This is a genomic window from Myxococcales bacterium, from assembly GCA_016712525.1.
Taxonomy (GTDB): Bacteria; Myxococcota_A; Polyangia; order Polyangiales; family Polyangiaceae; genus JAAFHV01.
On record JADJQX010000007.1, the window covers coordinates 11,880 to 28,543 of the forward strand.

Annotated in this window: 15 protein-coding genes and 2 pseudogenes; all 17 read left to right on the top strand. The window is 69.6% G+C overall.

Annotated features, from left to right (window positions below; genetic code table 11):
* The first annotated feature begins 43 nt into the window (after positions 1 to 43).
* The 17 genes and pseudogenes from IPK71_17125 (at position 44) to IPK71_17205 (ending at position 16,661) form a co-directional block, all read left to right on the top strand.
* A pseudogene (locus tag IPK71_17125) lies at positions 44 to 951 on the top strand (IPT/TIG domain-containing protein).
* On the top strand, positions 948 to 1,307 hold the full coding sequence (locus IPK71_17130) for a hypothetical protein (protein ID MBK8215459.1): 360 nt from the start codon (positions 948 to 950) through the stop codon (positions 1,305 to 1,307). The pseudogene IPK71_17125 and the gene IPK71_17130 overlap by 4 nt, the downstream one beginning before the upstream one ends.
* Entirely contained in the window at positions 1,304 to 3,526 is a 2,223-nt protein-coding gene (locus IPK71_17135) for a phage tail protein (GenBank protein MBK8215460.1), read from the top strand. The genes IPK71_17130 and IPK71_17135 overlap by 4 nt, the downstream gene beginning before the upstream one ends.
* 11 nt (positions 3,527 to 3,537) lie before the next feature.
* A complete protein-coding gene (locus IPK71_17140) occupies positions 3,538 to 3,999 on the top strand; it encodes a phage tail protein (protein ID MBK8215461.1) in 462 nt (153 codons plus the stop codon).
* Positions 4,000 to 4,090: 91 nt separating this feature from the next.
* Complete coding sequence (locus IPK71_17145; GenBank protein MBK8215462.1) at positions 4,091 to 6,235, top strand: DUF262 domain-containing protein; 2,145 nt, start codon at positions 4,091 to 4,093, stop codon at positions 6,233 to 6,235.
* Between the two features lie 84 nt (positions 6,236 to 6,319).
* Positions 6,320 to 7,096, top strand: coding sequence for a hypothetical protein (locus tag IPK71_17150; protein MBK8215463.1), 777 nt, complete (start codon positions 6,320 to 6,322; stop codon positions 7,094 to 7,096).
* A complete protein-coding gene (locus tag IPK71_17155) occupies positions 7,093 to 7,296 on the top strand; it encodes a hypothetical protein (GenBank protein MBK8215464.1) in 204 nt (67 codons plus the stop codon). The genes IPK71_17150 and IPK71_17155 overlap by 4 nt, the downstream gene beginning before the upstream one ends.
* A gap of 90 nt (positions 7,297 to 7,386) precedes the next feature.
* Positions 7,387 to 9,982, top strand: a pseudogene (locus tag IPK71_17160) (phage tail tape measure protein).
* Positions 9,983 to 9,993: 11 nt separating this feature from the next.
* Positions 9,994 to 10,506 carry a peptidoglycan-binding protein gene (locus tag IPK71_17165; GenBank protein MBK8215465.1) on the top strand — a complete coding sequence of 171 codons (513 nt, stop codon included), beginning with the start codon at positions 9,994 to 9,996 and terminating at the stop codon, positions 10,504 to 10,506.
* 35 nt (positions 10,507 to 10,541) lie between these two features.
* A complete protein-coding gene (locus tag IPK71_17170) occupies positions 10,542 to 10,883 on the top strand; it encodes a hypothetical protein (protein ID MBK8215466.1) in 342 nt (113 codons plus the stop codon).
* Positions 10,880 to 12,163: a phage late control D family protein gene (locus IPK71_17175; GenBank protein ID MBK8215467.1), complete on the top strand. Its 1,284-nt coding sequence runs from the start codon at positions 10,880 to 10,882 to the stop codon at positions 12,161 to 12,163. Before IPK71_17170 ends, IPK71_17175 begins: the two co-directional genes overlap by 4 nt.
* Positions 12,164 to 12,174: 11 nt before the next feature.
* A complete protein-coding gene (locus IPK71_17180; protein ID MBK8215468.1) occupies positions 12,175 to 12,753 on the top strand; it encodes a hypothetical protein in 579 nt (192 codons plus the stop codon).
* 12 nt (positions 12,754 to 12,765) lie between these two features.
* Positions 12,766 to 13,440, top strand: coding sequence for a hypothetical protein (locus IPK71_17185; GenBank protein MBK8215469.1), 675 nt, complete (start codon positions 12,766 to 12,768; stop codon positions 13,438 to 13,440).
* A 10-nt stretch (positions 13,441 to 13,450) separates the two neighbouring features.
* A complete protein-coding gene (locus tag IPK71_17190) occupies positions 13,451 to 13,831 on the top strand; it encodes a hypothetical protein (protein MBK8215470.1) in 381 nt (126 codons plus the stop codon).
* Positions 13,832 to 13,886: 55 nt separating this feature from the next.
* A complete protein-coding gene (locus IPK71_17195; protein MBK8215471.1) occupies positions 13,887 to 15,407 on the top strand; it encodes a baseplate J/gp47 family protein in 1,521 nt (506 codons plus the stop codon).
* A complete protein-coding gene (locus tag IPK71_17200; GenBank protein MBK8215472.1) occupies positions 15,407 to 15,955 on the top strand; it encodes a hypothetical protein in 549 nt (182 codons plus the stop codon). Before IPK71_17195 ends, IPK71_17200 begins: the two co-directional genes overlap by 1 nt.
* Before the next feature lie 10 nt (positions 15,956 to 15,965).
* On the top strand, positions 15,966 to 16,661 hold the full coding sequence (locus tag IPK71_17205; GenBank protein ID MBK8215473.1) for a hypothetical protein: 696 nt from the start codon (positions 15,966 to 15,968) through the stop codon (positions 16,659 to 16,661).
* Positions 16,662 to 16,664 lie beyond the last annotated feature (3 nt).

Below are 16,664 nucleotides of genomic sequence, written 5' to 3' on the forward strand. Positions count from 1 at the left end.
GGGCGCGTCCCCTGAGCACCGGGTCCCGTGGCTTTGCCTCCGCGTGGCCCTCCCGACCCTCAGCTCCGTGCAGCCCGTAGCCGGCCCTTCGAGCGGCGGCGACCTCGTGCGGCTCGTCGGGACCGATCTCGCCGACCGGGTCCGGGTGCTGTTCGGCGGCGTGCGCGCCGAGGTGCTGTCCGTTCGTGACGAGGCGGGCCTGCGTGTCGTCGACCTCCGCACGCCGATCCACGCGGTCGGCGTCGTCGATGTCGAGCTGTCGAACCTCGACGCGGGGGGCGACCCGGTCCCCGGCGAGTCCGTGGTGCTCGCGGGCGCCTACCGATTCTGCGCCCGACCGTCGCCCGGGAGGCCGACCTCACGCGCATCATCCGCCAGCTCCTGCGCGAGCTGAAGCGCCAGGTGCTCGGCAACGTGAGCGCCACGGTCAGCGTCGACTACGACGACACCACCCTCGACGGCCTGAACGTCATCGCGATGGCGAAGGTGCCGTCGCTGGTGCTCTCGGGGCCGACGCTGCGCCCGAACCGCTTCTACTCCGCGAACGTGGCCCACGAGGACGTGGTCGGCGGCGTCTCGGGGCCCGAGCTCGTTCGGCGTAAGCCCCCGTACACCGTCGACCTCGTCTTCACGCTGACCGCCGCGTCGGAGCGGACCGCCGAGCTGTTCAACCTGATGGCGGCGGTCGCGACGTTCCTGAACCGCAACCGCTGGCTCGAGCTGCAGCGGGACCCCTCCGACGCCGCCCGCGGGACGGCGCGCTGGGAGCTCGACGCCGATGGCGAGTTCCGCACGCAGCTCGCGGGGAAGGACGACGTGCGCGCGTTCACCTGCGGCTTCGTGGTGCGCGGTTTTGACGTCGACGAGGGGCTTCCTCTCGATCTCGGCAAGCGCGTCACCGAGCCCGAGCTGCTCCCGACGCAGGCCATCGCCACCGGAGGTGCTCCGTGACCGTTTCGCTGACCAACACCAGCGGGCGCTGCATCGTGTTCGTGCTCGTGCACGAGACCTACTGCCAGGCGCTCGGCGACTGCCGCTGCGAGGTCGAGCAGGGACGTCGCGCGCGACGCACGGCCAAGTCGCTCACGCTCGCGAGCGGTTTGACGAGCCCTGCGCTGGATGACGCGGTGCTGACCATTCCCGAGGTCGTGCGCGCGGTGAAGCGCGGCGACCTCTCGGTGAAGCGCCACGTGCCCGAGCTGCCCAAGCCCGCCGTGGTCGCGACGAGGCCTCCCACCACGACCTCGCTCGCCGAGGTCATCCGCGCTGACGTGAAGGCGAAGAAGAACAAGCGGGGTGCATCGTGAGCGGACAGCTCCTGTCGTCCAAGGTCGTCATCGTCGAAGAGGAGCCGAAGGTTCGCGGCATCCCCTCGGCTCCTACTTCCGTCGCGGGCGCGGTCGGCGTCACCGAGCGCGGCCCCATCGGCGAGGCCGTCCTCTGCACGTCGTTCGACGACTTCCAGACCAAGTTCGGCGGCTTCACGCCCGACTCCGACCTCGCACTCGCCGCGATGGGCTTCTTCGAGAACGGCGGGGCGCAGCTCTGGGTGGTCCGAACCACGCACTACTCGAACGTGGCCAACGCCGCGACCGCCACCGCCGTGCGCGCCGCGGGCTTCCTCGTCGCTGGCGGCGGCCCCACGCCGGGCATCCTGCTCGGCGCCGTGCCCGGGCCCTTCGTGCTGCACGACGGAGACGTCGTTCGCCTCGCGGTGGACGGCGCGCCCGACGCCGACGCGGTGTTCAACGGCTCGGCGGCCGCAATGGCGGCGGGCGGTGCGGGTCCGTACGCGCTCGCCGACGGCATGGAGCTGCTCCTGCGCGTCGACAACGGCCTCGAGCAGACCGTGCTGTTCTCGGCTGCCGACTTCGCCGACATCGCCAACGCCACGGCCACCGAGGTCGCCGCTGCCATCAACGCGGTGATCGTCGGTGGGCGCGCCACCACGCCGGGCGGCATCGTCAGGCTCGCCAGCGACACCGAGGGCACCGCGAGCCGCGTGCAGGTCACGGGCGGCACGGCCAACGCGGTGCTCGCGTTCCCCGGCGCCGCCTCGGTCGGCGGCGGCAACGTCGCAAACCTGCGCGCCGTCGAGGTCGCCGAGGTGAAGGCCGTCGTAGAAACGGCGATCCCCACCGTGACCGTCGACGCGGGTGTGGGCGGCGTGCTCGACATCCGCACCGTCGCGACCGGCCCGGGCGCCAGCGTCCAGGCCGCCGCTGCCACGGCGGCCGCGTTCGGGCTCGACAACGCCCTCCACTCCGGCGCGGCCTCGGGCACCGCCAACTCCGTGCGCGTCGAGGGCAAGGACCCTGGCGCCTACGCGAACCGCGTGGAGGCCGAGGTGCGCAACGCCACGAACGGCTCGCCGAGCGCGTTCGACCTGCTCGTCGTGGAGGACGGCGCCTACCGCGAGACCTTCCCGAACCTCTCGATGAACCCGAGCGAAGCTCGCTACGTCGAAACCATCGTCAACGACGCGCGCAACGGCTCCGTCTACGTGCGCGCCATCGACCAGCTACTCGCGGGCGCGCCCCTCCCGCCGCCCCAGACCGTGGCGCTCGCGGGCGGCAGCGACGGCCTCGTGGGGCTCGACGACAACGACTTCATCGGCAGCGAGCCCGCCAAGACGGGCCTTCACGCGCTCGACCAGGTGCAGGAGCTGTCGCTGCTCCTCGTGCCCGGGCGCGCCACGCCCGCCGTCCACAACGCGATGGTGCGCTACTGCGAGGTCGACCGCGACGGCACCGCCTTCGCCGTGCTCGATCCGCCCGCGAACCAGGGCGCCACGGACATCGTCACCTACGTCGCCACGACCGCCGCGCTCGAGCAGCTCTCCGAGTTCGGGGCCATCTACTGGCCCCGCGTGAAGGTGCTGAACCCGGCCAAGAGCGTGTTCGGCTCGGGCGAGCAGCTCGTCGTCCCGCCCTCGGGCATCCTGGCCGGCGTCTTCGCGCGCACCGACTCCGCACACCCCGGCGGCGTCTACGATCCGCCCGCCGGCATCGAGGCGGGCCGCATGTTCGGCGTGCTCGGCTTCGAGACCGACGAGGTCCTCGAGGAGAACAAGCGCGACCTCGTCTACCCGCACCGCATCAACCCGCTCACCACGGGCCCGGGCCTGCCGCGCTACATCGACGGCTCGCGCACGCTCAAGGGCAACGGCAACTTCCCCTACGTCGCCGAGCGGCGCGGCGTCATCTTCATCGAGCGCTCGCTGAAGCAGGGACTCCAGTTCGCGCGGCACAAGAACAACACCGAGGGGCTGCGCGCGCAGGTACGCCGCACCATCACGGCCTTCCTGCTCGCGCAGATGAACAACGGCGCGTTCCGGTCGAAGACGCCGAGCACCGCGTTCTTCGTCGACGTGAGCGAGCAGCTCAACACGCCCACGGTCATCTTCGCCGGCAAGCTCGTCGCCCGCGTGGGCCTCGCCACCAACAAGCCCGCGGAGTTCATCATCCTCCGCATCAGCCAGGACACGCGCGCGCTCGAGGCCGAGCTCGCGGCCGCAGAGGGATGAGGAGATAGCCCATGACCGTCATCGGCAACCCGCGCAGCTTCCACAAGAAGTTCAAGTTCATCGTAGAGATCGACGACGTCGGCCACGCTGGCTTCCAGAAGGCCAGCGAGCTCTCCGTCGAGGTCGCCAACGTGCAGTACTTCGAGGGCGGCTCGCTCATCCCGAACAAGAGCCCCGGGCGCCTCACGTTCTCCGACGTCACGCTCGAGCGCGGCGCCACGCAGGACCGCGATCTCTTCGACTGGTTCCAGGACGTCGCCATCACATCGAGCGGCCTCGGCCTCACCGACGTGAACTACAAGCGCAACCTCGACATCGTGCAGCAGGACCGCGACGGCCTCACCCTGCGCCGCTGGTCGCTCTCCCGCGCCTGGCCGGTGAAGTTCGTCGCGGGCGAGTGGGACAACGAGAGCGACGAGAACATCATCGAGTCGGTGACGCTCACGTACGACTTCTTCGAGCTGATCCAGTGACGGGCTGGGTCACAGGAAAGCCGTGGGGATTCGGCCTCTTCCTGCGCTCGATGGGGGTGTAGTATCGGTGGCTTCCCGAGGGCCGACCACGATGAAGATCTACACGGAAGGCGGCGAGCCGCTCCACGAAATCCTGAAGGCAGCCAGCTCCGACCAAGGCGCGACCCTCCTGGTCCCCGATCTCCAACGCCCCTACGTGTGGACGCCGAGCCAGGTCACGCTGCTCGTCGATTCGCTGCTTCGCGGCTGGCCGTTCGGCACGCTGCTGCTCTGGAGCGTCCACAAGGAGGAGCTGGCCGGGATTCCGTCACGGCCGTTCTGGCGCGTCGTCGACCGCACTGGCGAGTTCGATGATCAGCAAGTCGGCAAGAGCAACCCGCCCGCGCAGTTCCGCATGGTGCTCGACGGACAGCAGCGCCTGCAGAGCCTGCTGCTCGCGTTCGGTGGCGACGCCTGGGGTTTCCGACTCCTCGATCAGGAGTGGTCGAGAGTGCTTGATGCAGAGCGCCCCAAGGGCAAGAACGCTTGGCGCCACTGGTCGCTCGGGCACCTCTGCCTCGACGTGTGGGCCTTTCGTGAGCGGCTGAAGAACGCGGGCGACATCGACAGCATCGACTTCCGCGACGTTCTCTCGTGGGTCGTGCAGAACCCAAACGAGGGACGCTCCGCATGGCCGCGCCCGGCGAACTACAAGTTCCCCATCACAAGCGCATTCGACGCGGAGAACAAGGGCCGCTTCGTCCGCGTGAGCCGTCTCTGGGATCTCGCGCCGACGCAGCAGAAGCCTGCCGAGAAGGTGTTCCGCGCAAAGCTCGAGCCGCTCTTGAACGACCACGACGTTCCCAAGGACGTCGTGGCCGACGTCTTGGACTCGCTGGCCGAGCTGATGATCAAGGTCGTCGACATCAAGCAGGCCACAGTGTCGTTCCTCCAGCTCTCGCCGTTCGACGCCGACGTGGGCGGGAGCCAGGACGTCTACAACGACGCGATCGTCAACATCTTCACGCGCCTCAACACCGCCGGTCGCGCGCTCACCAGGCAGGAGATCACGTTCGCGTGGATCAAGACTGGCTGGGGCGATGGCAGCAAGACCGGAAACCGCACCGCTGGTCGGTGCTTCGAGGATCTGCAGGCGTCCCTGTCAGAAGCAGGGGTGAGCATCGACATCGACGACCTCGTGGGAACGGTCTCGGCGATGTGGTCGGTGGTCCACCGTGACGGTGCGCTGCTCACGGCGAACGACTTGCTGCGAGGCGAGAAGGTGCGCCCGATGGCGGCGGACCTCGTGAAGAGCTGGGACACCGTCGCCACCAACACCGTGGAGGGCGCGCAGCTTGTACGCGATCGTGGCTTCCTCTTCGGCACCCACTACCGGTCGTTGAACGTGCTCACGCTGCTGCTCGCGTGGCGGCTCCTCGGTCGCCAGTGGCTCGCGGGGCACCCGCTCGCGGTTACGGTTCACGACGGGTTCGAGAAGGCGCTCGACGCCGCGTTCAAGGACAACTGCGACCGTTGGATCTTGATGTCTCAGTGGTCCGGGCGATGGGGTAAGTCGACGGACAAGGCCTTCGCCGACTACGTGAAGGACCTCGCAGTCGACTGGGCGAAGATTTCGAAGCTCGCCACGCCCGATAATGTCATCGCCATTCTCAAAGCTCGCATGGAGACATGGCTAGCGGCTCTCGAGACGGAATCGTCGAAATACGTCGACGACCTCGCGGTGCTCGATCGCAAGCGTGTCCATGACTACTACCTCGCGCTGTGGCTATGGCACCGCCTGGACGCGACCAGGTGGAAGGCCTCGGCTCTCCCTCTGCGTGAGTCGAAGCGCGGCAGCCTGAGCCTCGACGTGGATCACGTCGTCGCGGTGAAGCTCTGGGAGACCCTGCCTGGTGCGCAGGCTCAAGCCGACGACGAGGACGAGAACGCGCTGAGCGCCGACGACCTCTCGACGACGATGAACGCGCTCGGGAACTGCTGCTTGCTCGAGAAGTCGTTCAACATCGCCAAGGGTGCCGAGCCGCTGGGGGCCTTCTTGAGCCGCGTACACGAGTTCAAGACGAACACCCTGACCGTGGATGGGTGGACCAAGGATCTCGGCGTGGATGCGACGCTCGTGGACCCGTCCGGCAAGGCCGCCGCCGACGTTCGCGTGGTCGTCGAAGCACGCACGGCCGCGATGAAGTCCGAGCTCAAGGAGTACTTGGCTGGCACACGGAAGCGCGCCGACGTGTAGCGCACGAAACGGAACCCCCGGTTCCCTTTCGTCGCCTGTCCCCCGCGTGCCCTCCGGGCGGCTTTGCCCCCGTGGAGGCAGCGCATGGCAGACGTCATCACGTGCCCTTCGGGGCTCCAGGGCCGCGTTCGCGGCATGAAGGTGCGCGAGGAGCGCGTCCTCGCCGACCGCAAGCTCGCCAAGAGCGGCGGCCAGGTCGACGAGCTGCTCGCGGCCTGCTGGGAGGAGACCCTCGACCCCGGGCCTTACGCGCTCGCCGAGGGCAGCAAGCTCGACCTCGGGAAGGTGCTCCAGGGCGATCGCTTCTTCGCGTTGCTCATGGTGCGCGCGCTGACCTACGGCCCCGAGTACGCCTTCGGCGTCTCGTGCCGGAACGACAACTGCCGCGCGCGCATCGACTGGGAGGTCGACCTGACGAAGCTCCCGGTGCGCCAGCTCTCCGAGGAGAGCCGCGCCGCCTTCGTCGGCGGGAACCGCTTCGAGACCACGCTGCCCGACGCGGGCAAGAAGGTCGCGTTCAAGCTGCTGACCGGCGATGACGAGCGGAGGCTGCCTGCGCTCCAGCGCTCGGCGCCCGACAAGCTGCTCTCGGCGGTGCTCGCGTACCGAGTGCTCGAGATCGACGGCGTGGACGCGAAGGCGAAGCGCCAGTTCCTCGAGGACCTGACGATGCGCGACGCCGACTTCCTCGTCGACGAGTTCGACCGCGTCGACTGCGGCGTCGACACCACCATCGAGATCGAGTGCCCCGAGTGCTTCCAGACGCAGGAGGTGGAGCTCCCTTTCGACAAGGGGTTCTTCCTGCCGGGCAAGGACAGGACCGCGAGGCGGAAGGCCCGGAGCAGCTCTTCCCCGACGTGAACATGGAGACGTGGCGCGAGGGCCTCTTCCAGCTCTGCTGGCAGCAGCACGGAGGCTCGGGCCTCGCGGTGACGCTGGAGGACGCCCTCGACCTGCCGACCACCGATCGCGACTGGCTCATCGAGCGGATCGGCAGCCAGCGCGCGCGGGAGGCGAAGGAGCTGGAGAAGGCCGCGCGCAACGGTCGAGGGAGGAAGTGACCCGTGGCGCTCAACAACCTCGGCCTCGGCTTCGTCTTCACCGCGCGCGACCTTGCTTCGGGGGCCATCGGGAACCTCGAGCGCAACTTCATGAGCCTCGACCGCCGCGTCGGGCTCGGCACCGAGAACATCCAGAGCGCGTTCCAGCAGCTCGGCGTGGGGCTCGCCGTGTTCACGGCCGGCGCCGCGACGGTGGGGGCCGCGTTCTCGCTCGCCAACGCAGCAGGCCGGTTCGAGCAGGCCGTCGCCTCCGCAGGCGCCATCGCGGGCGCGACCGCCGAGCAGCTCACGCAGCTCCACGACGCCGCCATCGAAGCGGGCCTCGCCACGCAGTTCTCGCCGACGCAGGCGACGCAGGCGCTGCAGGACCTCGCCGCCGCCGGCTTCAACGTCACCGAGTCGGTCCGGCTCCTGAACCCCGTGCTCGACCTCGCGGCGGGCTCGCTCGGCCAGCTCACCCCGTCTCAGGCAGCCGGGCTGGCTTCGCAGGCCATGAAGGCGTTTGGACTCTCGATCGACGATGCCTCCGTCTCCGTCGACCGGATGCTGCAGGCGGTCAACGTGTTCGCGCTGGATGCGAGCGAGCTCCCGCTGGCCCTCGGCACCGCGTCGCGCGGCGCGCAGGCTCTCCACCAGTCGCTGTCCGAGACGCTCATCTCGCTGGGCCTCGTGAAGAACGTCGTGCCCGGCGTCGAGCGGGCCTCCACCGCCGTCGCCGTCGCGATGGAGCGCATGGCCGATCCGCGTGTCCAGCAGGCGCTGCGCGGCGTCGGCGTCTCGGTGACGGACTCGCAGAACCGCTTCCGCAGCTTCCTCGACATCCTCGGCGACCTCGCTCCTCAGCTCGACCGGATGAGCGAGGCGCAGCGGTCGGCCTTCCTGCTGTCGACGTTCGGACGCGAGGCGCTCGGGGGGCGTGAACGCCATCCTCACGCAGGTCACGAACGGCGTACGCACGAACTCCGGTGAGACGCTGCGCGGCGCAGCGGCCATCGCGTACCTGCGCGATCAGTTCGAGAACGCAGGGGGCACGGCCGCGCGCTTCCGCGAGCAGATGCTCAACACCTTCGAGGGGCAGAAGCAGCTCCTCGCAGGCTCGCTCGAGACCCTCGCCATCGTCGCGGGCGAGCCGTTCGCGCAGGTCTTCAAGCCGCTCGTGACAATCGTTGTCGAGGTCGTGAATGCGGTGCTCAACGTGTTCCGGCAGCTCCCGGCACCTGTGAAGCGGGCCTTCGCGGCCTTCGTGGTCGGGGCGGGCGCCGTCGTCGCGCTGGTCGGCGCGGTCATCGCTGCCAAGGCGGGCTTCGCCCTCCTTCTCATCGGGCTCAAGGCGGCGGGCATCACGCTCGGCGGGCTGATGGCCACCATCCTTCCGGCCATCCTCATCTTCGGCGTGCTCGCGGCGGTGGTGGCGGGCTTCGTCGTCGCGTTCCGAAGCAACGTCGGCGGCATCGCCGACTTCTTCGCGCGCGTGTGGGACCGCATCAAGCTCGCCTTCCGAGGGCTCGTGCAGCTCTTCGAGCAGGGCGGCTTCTCCGGCGCGGTGCGTGAGGAGCTGAACCGCGCTGAGAACGCGGGGCTCAAGACGTTCCTCATCCGCGTCTACCAGATCGCCTTCCGCATCCAGCGCTTCTTCCAGGGCATCGGCGAGGGCTTCAGCGCCGCCATCGAGGCAGCCGCGCCCGTGTTCGAGGCCTTCGTCGGCGCGCTCACCAGGCTCGGCCAGGCGCTGGGCCTCGTCGCGGGCGAGTCGGCCAATGCAGCGGCGGGCATCCCGTCCGACGACTTCGCCGCGTTCGGCCGCATCCTCGGACAGATCGCAGGCGTGCTCGTCGAGGTCTTCGTCGGCGCGCTCACCTTCGTCATCGACGTCGTCACGAGCGCCATCAACACCTTCCGCTCGGCGATGGCGCCGCTTCAGCCCGTGTTCGACGCGGTGAAGAACGCGGTCTCCCTCGTCTTCCAGGAGCTCGGCAAGCTCGGCGCGATGTTCGGCTTCACGTCGAGCGCCAGCGGCCAGGCGGGCGGCTCGCTCGATGCGCTGCGCTCGGTGGCCGAGTTCCTCGGGCAGGTCATCGGCTACGTCGCCGCCGGCATCGCTGGCGCGATCGGCGTGATGGTGTCGTTCGTCGTGAACCGCCTCGCCGTCATCATCGCGGCGTTCCGCTCGGTGGTGGGCTTCATCGGCGGCGTGGTCGACATCCTCGGTGGCCTCGTCACCGGCAACTGGGCGCAGGTGTGGGTGGGCTTCAAGAAGGTGGTGCTCAACACCATCAACTTCCTCGCGCAGCTCCTGCTCGGCTTCGTCGAGACCATCGCGGGCGTCATCGACACCATCGCCGGCGTCTTCGGCGCCGACCTGGGCGGGGCCGACGCGATCCGCAGCCTGCGCCAGGACATCGAGCGCGGTCTGCTCGAGGGCGTCGACGAGGTCACGGCTGGCGTGACCGTGGCGCCCGCTGGTTCGACGCTGACCGCGCTCGACGCGGCCACCTCCACGATGCCTGCCGTCGCGGCGATGACGCCCGCCGTGCCCGCGTCCTTCCCGATGACGCCTGCCACGCCGCCCGCGTCGCCGCCCATCACGGTCAACCTCCAGGTGGACGGCACCACGCTCGCCACCGCGGTCCATCGAGCGGACCGCGACACGGCCACCCGCTCGTTCTCGCCGGTCCCGGCGTACTGAGGAGGTCAAACGTGTCGTTCGACGGAGCCATCGCCCGACCACCGCGCTGCGTCCTCGTGAACGTCACGAGCGGCGAGTCGATGGAGTGCCTCTTCAACCCGACGCAGCTCTCCGAGAAGCTGCAGGTGAACTGGAACCGCCTCGCCGTGCCGGGGCTCTCGCACCAGGTCCTGCAGTTCCAGAGCACGGCGAACCGGCAGCTCTCGGGCGTCGAGTTCTACCTGGACCGCTACTTCGCCGCCGAGCAGCCGGGCGATGTGAACATCCTCGAGTTCAGGGCATTCCTGCGCGCGCTCACCGTGCCACCCGAGGGGACCGAGGACGTCGCCGCGACCGCGCCGCCGCGCGTGCTCTTCATCTGGCCCGAGGTCGTCACCGTCGAGTGCGTCGTCGCCAGCGTCGAGTTCACCTACAAGCAGCTCGCGGTCGATGGCACCGTGCTCGTCTACGCGGCTAGCGTGACGTTCGAGGAGATCCTCGACACCCGTGTGACCAGCGAGGAGCTGCGCGAGGCCGAGCTGTAGTCCCCGAGAGACTGGGCGCGCGGCTTTGCCTCGGCATGGCCCCTCGCACCGGCTCTCGGCACTCCTTCGCGCTCGGCGTGCCCGACGGGCTGGGGCGCCGCTTCCTCAGCGAGCGCGAGCCGTACCGTTTCAGAGAGCACACGGACACCCGCGTCCACGTCGTCGCGCAGGGCGACACGCTCGAAGGCCTCGCCGGCCGCTACTTCGCGCCGCTGCCGCGTGCCTGCGGCTTCTGGTGGGTGCTCGCCGACTTCCAGCCCGACCCCATCGTGGACCCGACCCTGGAGCTCGACATCGGCCGGCGCCTCGTCGTGCCCAGCCTGCGCGTGCTCACCGACGTCATCCTCAGTGAGCAGCGCCGGAGGTTCGACGCGTGACCATCGTTGACCGCAGGGGGCCCGGCGTGCGCATCACGCTGCTCGACAACGAGCGCGCGCCGAGCGGCGAGCCGCTCGACCTCGCTGGGCGCATCATCGCCTTCACCTACGAGGACGCCGAGAGGAAGGCCGACCAGGTCTCGCTGCAGCTCGACAACTTCGACCTCGCGCTGTTCGAGCGTGCGGAGCTGGTGGGCGGCGCGACGCTCGAGGTCTCGTGGGGCTACCCGGGCAACATGGCGCCTCCTCGCCGGGTGGTCGTGAAGAAGCTCAAGGGCTTCCAGACGCTGACCATCGAGGGCCAGGCCACGAGCGTCTTGATGAACCGCGAGGCGAAGACACGCTCCTGGGCGAACAAGTCACGCGCCGACGTCGTGCGGGAGATCGCCGCCGAGCACGGCTACGAGGGCGAGTTCCTCGACGTGGAGGACACCGGCGAGGTGCTCGACACCATCAGCCAGAGCGCCGAGACCGATGCGCGCTTCCTGCGGCGTCTCGCCGCGCGCGAGGAGTACGAGTACTTCGTCGACGACACGGGCTTTCACTGGCGCTCGCGCGATCAGGCCGGCGCGCCGAAGCACGTGCTGACGTGGTTCTCCGACCCGGGGCGCGGCGACATCATCTCGGTCAGCGTGGAGAGCGACCTCCAGCGACGCGCCGGCCGCGTCGAGGTGCGTGGGCGCGACCCGCTCGCCAAGACCACGGTGGAGTCGGCGGCGACAAGCGCCACGGTCGAGCGCGCGACGCTGAGCGACGTCCTCGAGGTGGTCGATCGCGAGACCGGCGAGACCTCGCTCCAGGAGCGCAACGCGACGACCAGCGTGCATCCGACCTCCGCGCCGACGCCGGCTGCCGCCGAGCGCGAGTCGGCCGCGCGCTTCCGCCGCGCCGAACGCGAGACGGTGAAGCTCGCGCTGCAGGTGGTGGGCGACCCGACGCTGCGGGCGAAGCAGGTCGTCGAGGTGCGCGGCATCTCGAGCCTGCTCTCGGGCAAGTACTACGTGACCGAGGCGAAGCACGTCATCTCGTCGTCGGGCTACGTGGTCGACCTGAAGCTCACGCGCGACGGCACCGGCGCTCGCCGAGGCGCGGGCCCGAACGCACGAGGGCAGCCGCAGGGCGGTGAGCCGAACCGCACCACGCCGACCAGGGGTACGAGCACGGTGACCGAGCTCGAACGCGTCGACCCGGAGACGGGCCGCACCGTCATCGAGTACCGGCACGACGGCAACGTCGTCGGCGTCGAGGACCCGGAGGCCGGCGTCAGCCGCATGTACTGAGGAGCCAAGCGATGAGCACCTTCGACGACGACATCCACACGCACGACTCGCGGCTCTTCGGCATGTACGTGGGCTACGTGACCAAGCGCGACGACGAGGAGCAGCTCGGGCGCGTCCGCGTCTGCATCCCCGGCGTGCTCGAGCCCGAGAGCGCGTGGGCGTGGCCCCTGGGGACGAGCGGCGGCGGCTCGAAGGACCGGGGCTTCTTCGCGGTGCCCGAGGAGGGCGCCGAGGTCGCCGTCTTGTTCAACCAGGGCAACGTCGACGCGCCGTACTACCTCGCCGCGCACTGGGGGAAGCCGAACGGAGAGAGCGAGGTCCCCGAGGAGGCGCAGAGGAACCCGCCCGACAACCGCGTGCTCGCGACGCAGACCTTCCGCGTCGAGCTCGATGAGACGAGCGGCGGGCGGAAGCTCCGGCTCACCAACAAGAAGACCGGCGACCACCTCGTCTTCGACGCAGAGGAGAACAGCGTGACGCTGCAGGCGACGACGGCGCTCACGCTGCGAGCGGTCGGCGCCATCAGCATCGAGGGCACGCAGATCACCATCGGCGGCCGCGTCGTCCGGCCCATCGCCGCCCCCATCTGAAGGAGACGTGCTGTGCCCCTCCCGATCTGCCTCGAAATCCCCGAGCTCGGCGACCCGCCGGTCATCACGCTGCCCGGCGGCGTGAGCATCCAGCAGTTCAACCTGATGGAGGCCATCCAGCCGGCGCTCACCCCGCTGATGCCGGTGTTCGACATCATCGATACCGTGGTGGCGGTCTTCAACTGCGTGAAGGCCATCCCGGACTCGCTCGGGCCGCCGCCGGACCCCACCGCGCTCGCCGCGTGCATCCCCGAGCTGGCCGAGAAGGTCTCGAAGCTCTTGAAGCTCATCCCGCAGCTCTCGCTGCCGTACACCATCATCGGCATCATCGACCTGGTCATCGACACGCTGAGGCAGGCGCGCGATCAGCTCCTGCACCTGCAGCAGCAGATGCAGCAGATCCTCGGCGCCATCGATCGCGCGACCGAGCTCGAGGACGCGGGCCTCATGGCCATCACGAGCTGCGCGCAGGCGAACGTCGCGACCGAGGCGGCGAACGTCGGCAAGGCGCTCGCGAGCCTCGGCAAGCTCATCGGCATCCTCAACATCTTCCTCGGCATGGTCGGCGCGCCCGAGGTGCCCGACCTCTCGAACCTCGCCGGGCGTCCGCTCGACGAGGTGGTGCCGCCGATCGACGCCATCGTGAAGGCGCTACAGGACGTGCGCGGCGCCATCCCGGTGCCGTGAGGAGAACGCCATGAGCCGCGAAGCCCAGAATCTCCTCATCCCGTTCAGGCGCGACAAGAAGCGCGACTTCGCCGTGGGCAGCGGCGAGGCGCTGCTCGCGTCGAAGGTCCGCCAAGCCCTGCTCACGGAGGGCGCCACGGCGCGCTCGTCGGGTGAGCTGCCCTGGCGCACCAACTTCGGCGCGGGGCTCGCTCTCCTACGCCACCAGCGCAACGACGCCGCCCTGAAGGAGCTGGCCCGCGTCTACGTGCGCGACGCCCTCAAGCGCTGGGTCCCGGGCGCCACGCTCGTCAGCCTCTCCGTCGAGCAGGACGGCCCGGCGCTCACGCTGCGGGTCCGCGTCCGCGAGCGCGAGACCTCCGCAGCGGTGGACGTGTGGATCGAGCGGTGACCCCGTCCCCGAGGGCTGGTTCTCCGGGGCTTTGCCTCCCCGGAGGCATCCCGCCGTGGCCACGCTGCCCGAGTCCGTCGACTACACCGACAAAGACTTCGACGCCCTTAGGGCGCGGCTGATCGCGCTCATCAAGAGCGTGTTCCCGGACTGGACCGACTTCGACGTCGCCAGCTTCGGGAACCTGCTCGTCGAGCTCTATGCCTACGTCGGCGACGTCCTGACCTTCTACCAGGACAACCTCGCCCGCGAGTCACGCCTCGTCACGGCCACGCAGCGCAAGAGCGTCATGGCGCTGGCGAAGATGCTCGGCTACCGGCTCCACGGCGCGCAGGCGGCGACCGCTGAGGTCTGGCTCCAGCTTGCGCGTGTGCCGGTGGCGAGCGTCACCATCCCGGCCGGCACGGTGCTGCGCACGCAGGAGGTCACCGAGCCGGTGCGCTTCCAGCTTCTCGCGCCCGCCGTCATCGGGGCCGCCGCCGATCCTCCGCGCGTCGTCGCGCTGGTGGAGAACTCGAAGGCGCACACGCAACTCTTCGACGCGCGCGGGCTCGCCGACCTCGAGCTGCATCTCGACTTCGCCCCGTACCTCGACGACTCGGCCGTCGTCTCGACGCCGCAGGGTGCGTTCACCGAGGTCGACAGCTTCCTCGACTCGCGCCCGAACGACCGGCACTTCGTGGTCGCCGTCGACCAGAACGACCGCGCGACGCTGCGCTTCGGCAACGGCGTGAGCGGCATGCCACCGAGCGGCACCGTCTCGGTCACCTACAAGACCGGCGGCGGCAGCGCGGGCAACGTCGACGCCGAGCGCATCGCGGTCATCGAGGGCGCCTTCAAGGACGCCTACGGCAACGCTGTGCAGGTCTCGGTGCGGAACCCGGCACCAGCCTCGGGCGGCGCCGACCGTCAGACCGTCGCGTCGGCGAAGCTGCTCGCGCCCGAGAGCCTGCGCGCGCTCACGCGCACCGTCGCGCGCGAGGACTTCGAGATCAACGCGCGCCGCCTCTCCGGCGTCGCCCGCTCGCTGATGCTCACGTCCAACGAGGACCCGACCATCGCGGAGAACACGGGAATCCTCTACGTCATCCCGCAGTCCCAGGCGTCTGGCGCGATCCCCACGCCCGCGCTCAAGAACCTCGTGCTCCAGCAGGTGACCGAGGTCTATCCCTGCACGCTCACGTTCCAGGTCAGCGTGCAGGACCCGGTCTACAAGACCGTCGACGTCGCCGCGCGCATCTTCCTGCGCCAAGGCTACGCCGGCAGCGACCTGCGCGACCGCGTACGCGCGAACCTCACCGCGTACTTCCGCGTGAACGAGCCCGACGGCACGCCGAATCCGCTCGTCGACTTCGGCTTCAACATCAAGGACGCGGAGGGCAACCCGGTCGGCGAGATCGCCTGGAGCGACCTCTTCAACGTCATCCGCGACACGCCAGGCGTGCGGAAGATGGGCGACGCGCGCCTCGACCTCACGCTCAACGGCCTGCCCGCTGACGTGCGCCTCAACGTGCGCGAGTTCCCGGTCCTGCGGACCGTGACCCTGACCAACGGCGACACGGGGGAGCTGCTCTGATGGCGCTCGAGAACCCCAGCTTCGAGGACGCGGGCGCGCTGCCCGGCGAGGCCGAGCACTGGCTGCTCACGGCAGTGACGAGCGCCGAGGAGCTCGCGGGCTTCGGCACCGCGCCCGAGGAGGCATGGGAGGACTTCGAGCGGTGGTTCGAGCTGCTCGACTCCATCGATGACGTCGTCGTGGTGCTCGCGTTCTTCGACAGCGCGCTCAAGGGCTACGAAGCGTTCGACGCGGGCTGGGCGAACGCCGTCTACCTCTATGACCTTCCGCCCGCGCAGCTCGTCACCGCGACGTTCGACGCAGAGCCTGCCGAGGAGTGCGAGACGGGCTGGAGCAACGTGCCCTACGCGCGCGAGTGGGCGGACGTCGCGAGCGCGACGGGCGTCTTCGACGGCGAGCCGCGCGAGGACTTCGAGGACCAGTGGCGCAGCAACCAGCTCTACGCCTGGACGTGGGCGGCGGTCACCTCGAGCACGACGATGTTCGACGCGGGCGCGCAGGCCGTCGAGGACTTCAACAACGCGTGGACGAGCATGACGACCCTCTGAGGAGCGAACGATGGCCGAAGCAGACTGGACCTACTTGAACGACGGGCTCGACATCGCGACGGTGGATCGCGGCGTCACGGCGGGCATCGCGCGCCCACCGGGCGGCGGCAGCTTCCTCTACGCCTTCAACTCGCTCGCTGCCGTCGAGGGTGCGGTGGGCCTGTTCGCCAACCTCGCGAGCTTCGCGCCGATGGCCAAGGGCGGCTCGATTCGCGGCGTCGTGCAGCGCGGTCCCGGCGGCGGCCCCACGGGCTTCTCGCCGTTCCTGTTCCTCTGCTGCCAGGGAAACTCGGTCAACGACAGCGCGTACCTGCTTGGCCTCTCCGACGATGACCCGCACCGCGTCGTGCTGCGCAAGGGCGCGGTCACGGTGGGCCTGCCGACGGCGGACGGGCCCGGCGTGCTGCTCAAGTCGGCGGCGTCGTTCGCGCAGGCGACGTGGCTCCACCTGCGCCTCGACGTCATCGTGAACACCAACGGTGACGTCGTCCTCAAGGTCTTCCAGAGCGATCTCGCGCTGCACGCGCTCGGCACGCCGCCAGACTGGCAGCCCGTGTCCGGCATGGTGGAGTTCATCGACGACCACCTCGGCATCAACTCCGGCTCGCAGCCGCTCACGTCGGGGCGCGGCGGCTTCGGCTTCTCCGTGAAGGACGTCACGCGGCGCGCGTACTTCGACCACCTCGAGCTGTTCCGGCAGGTGTGAGCG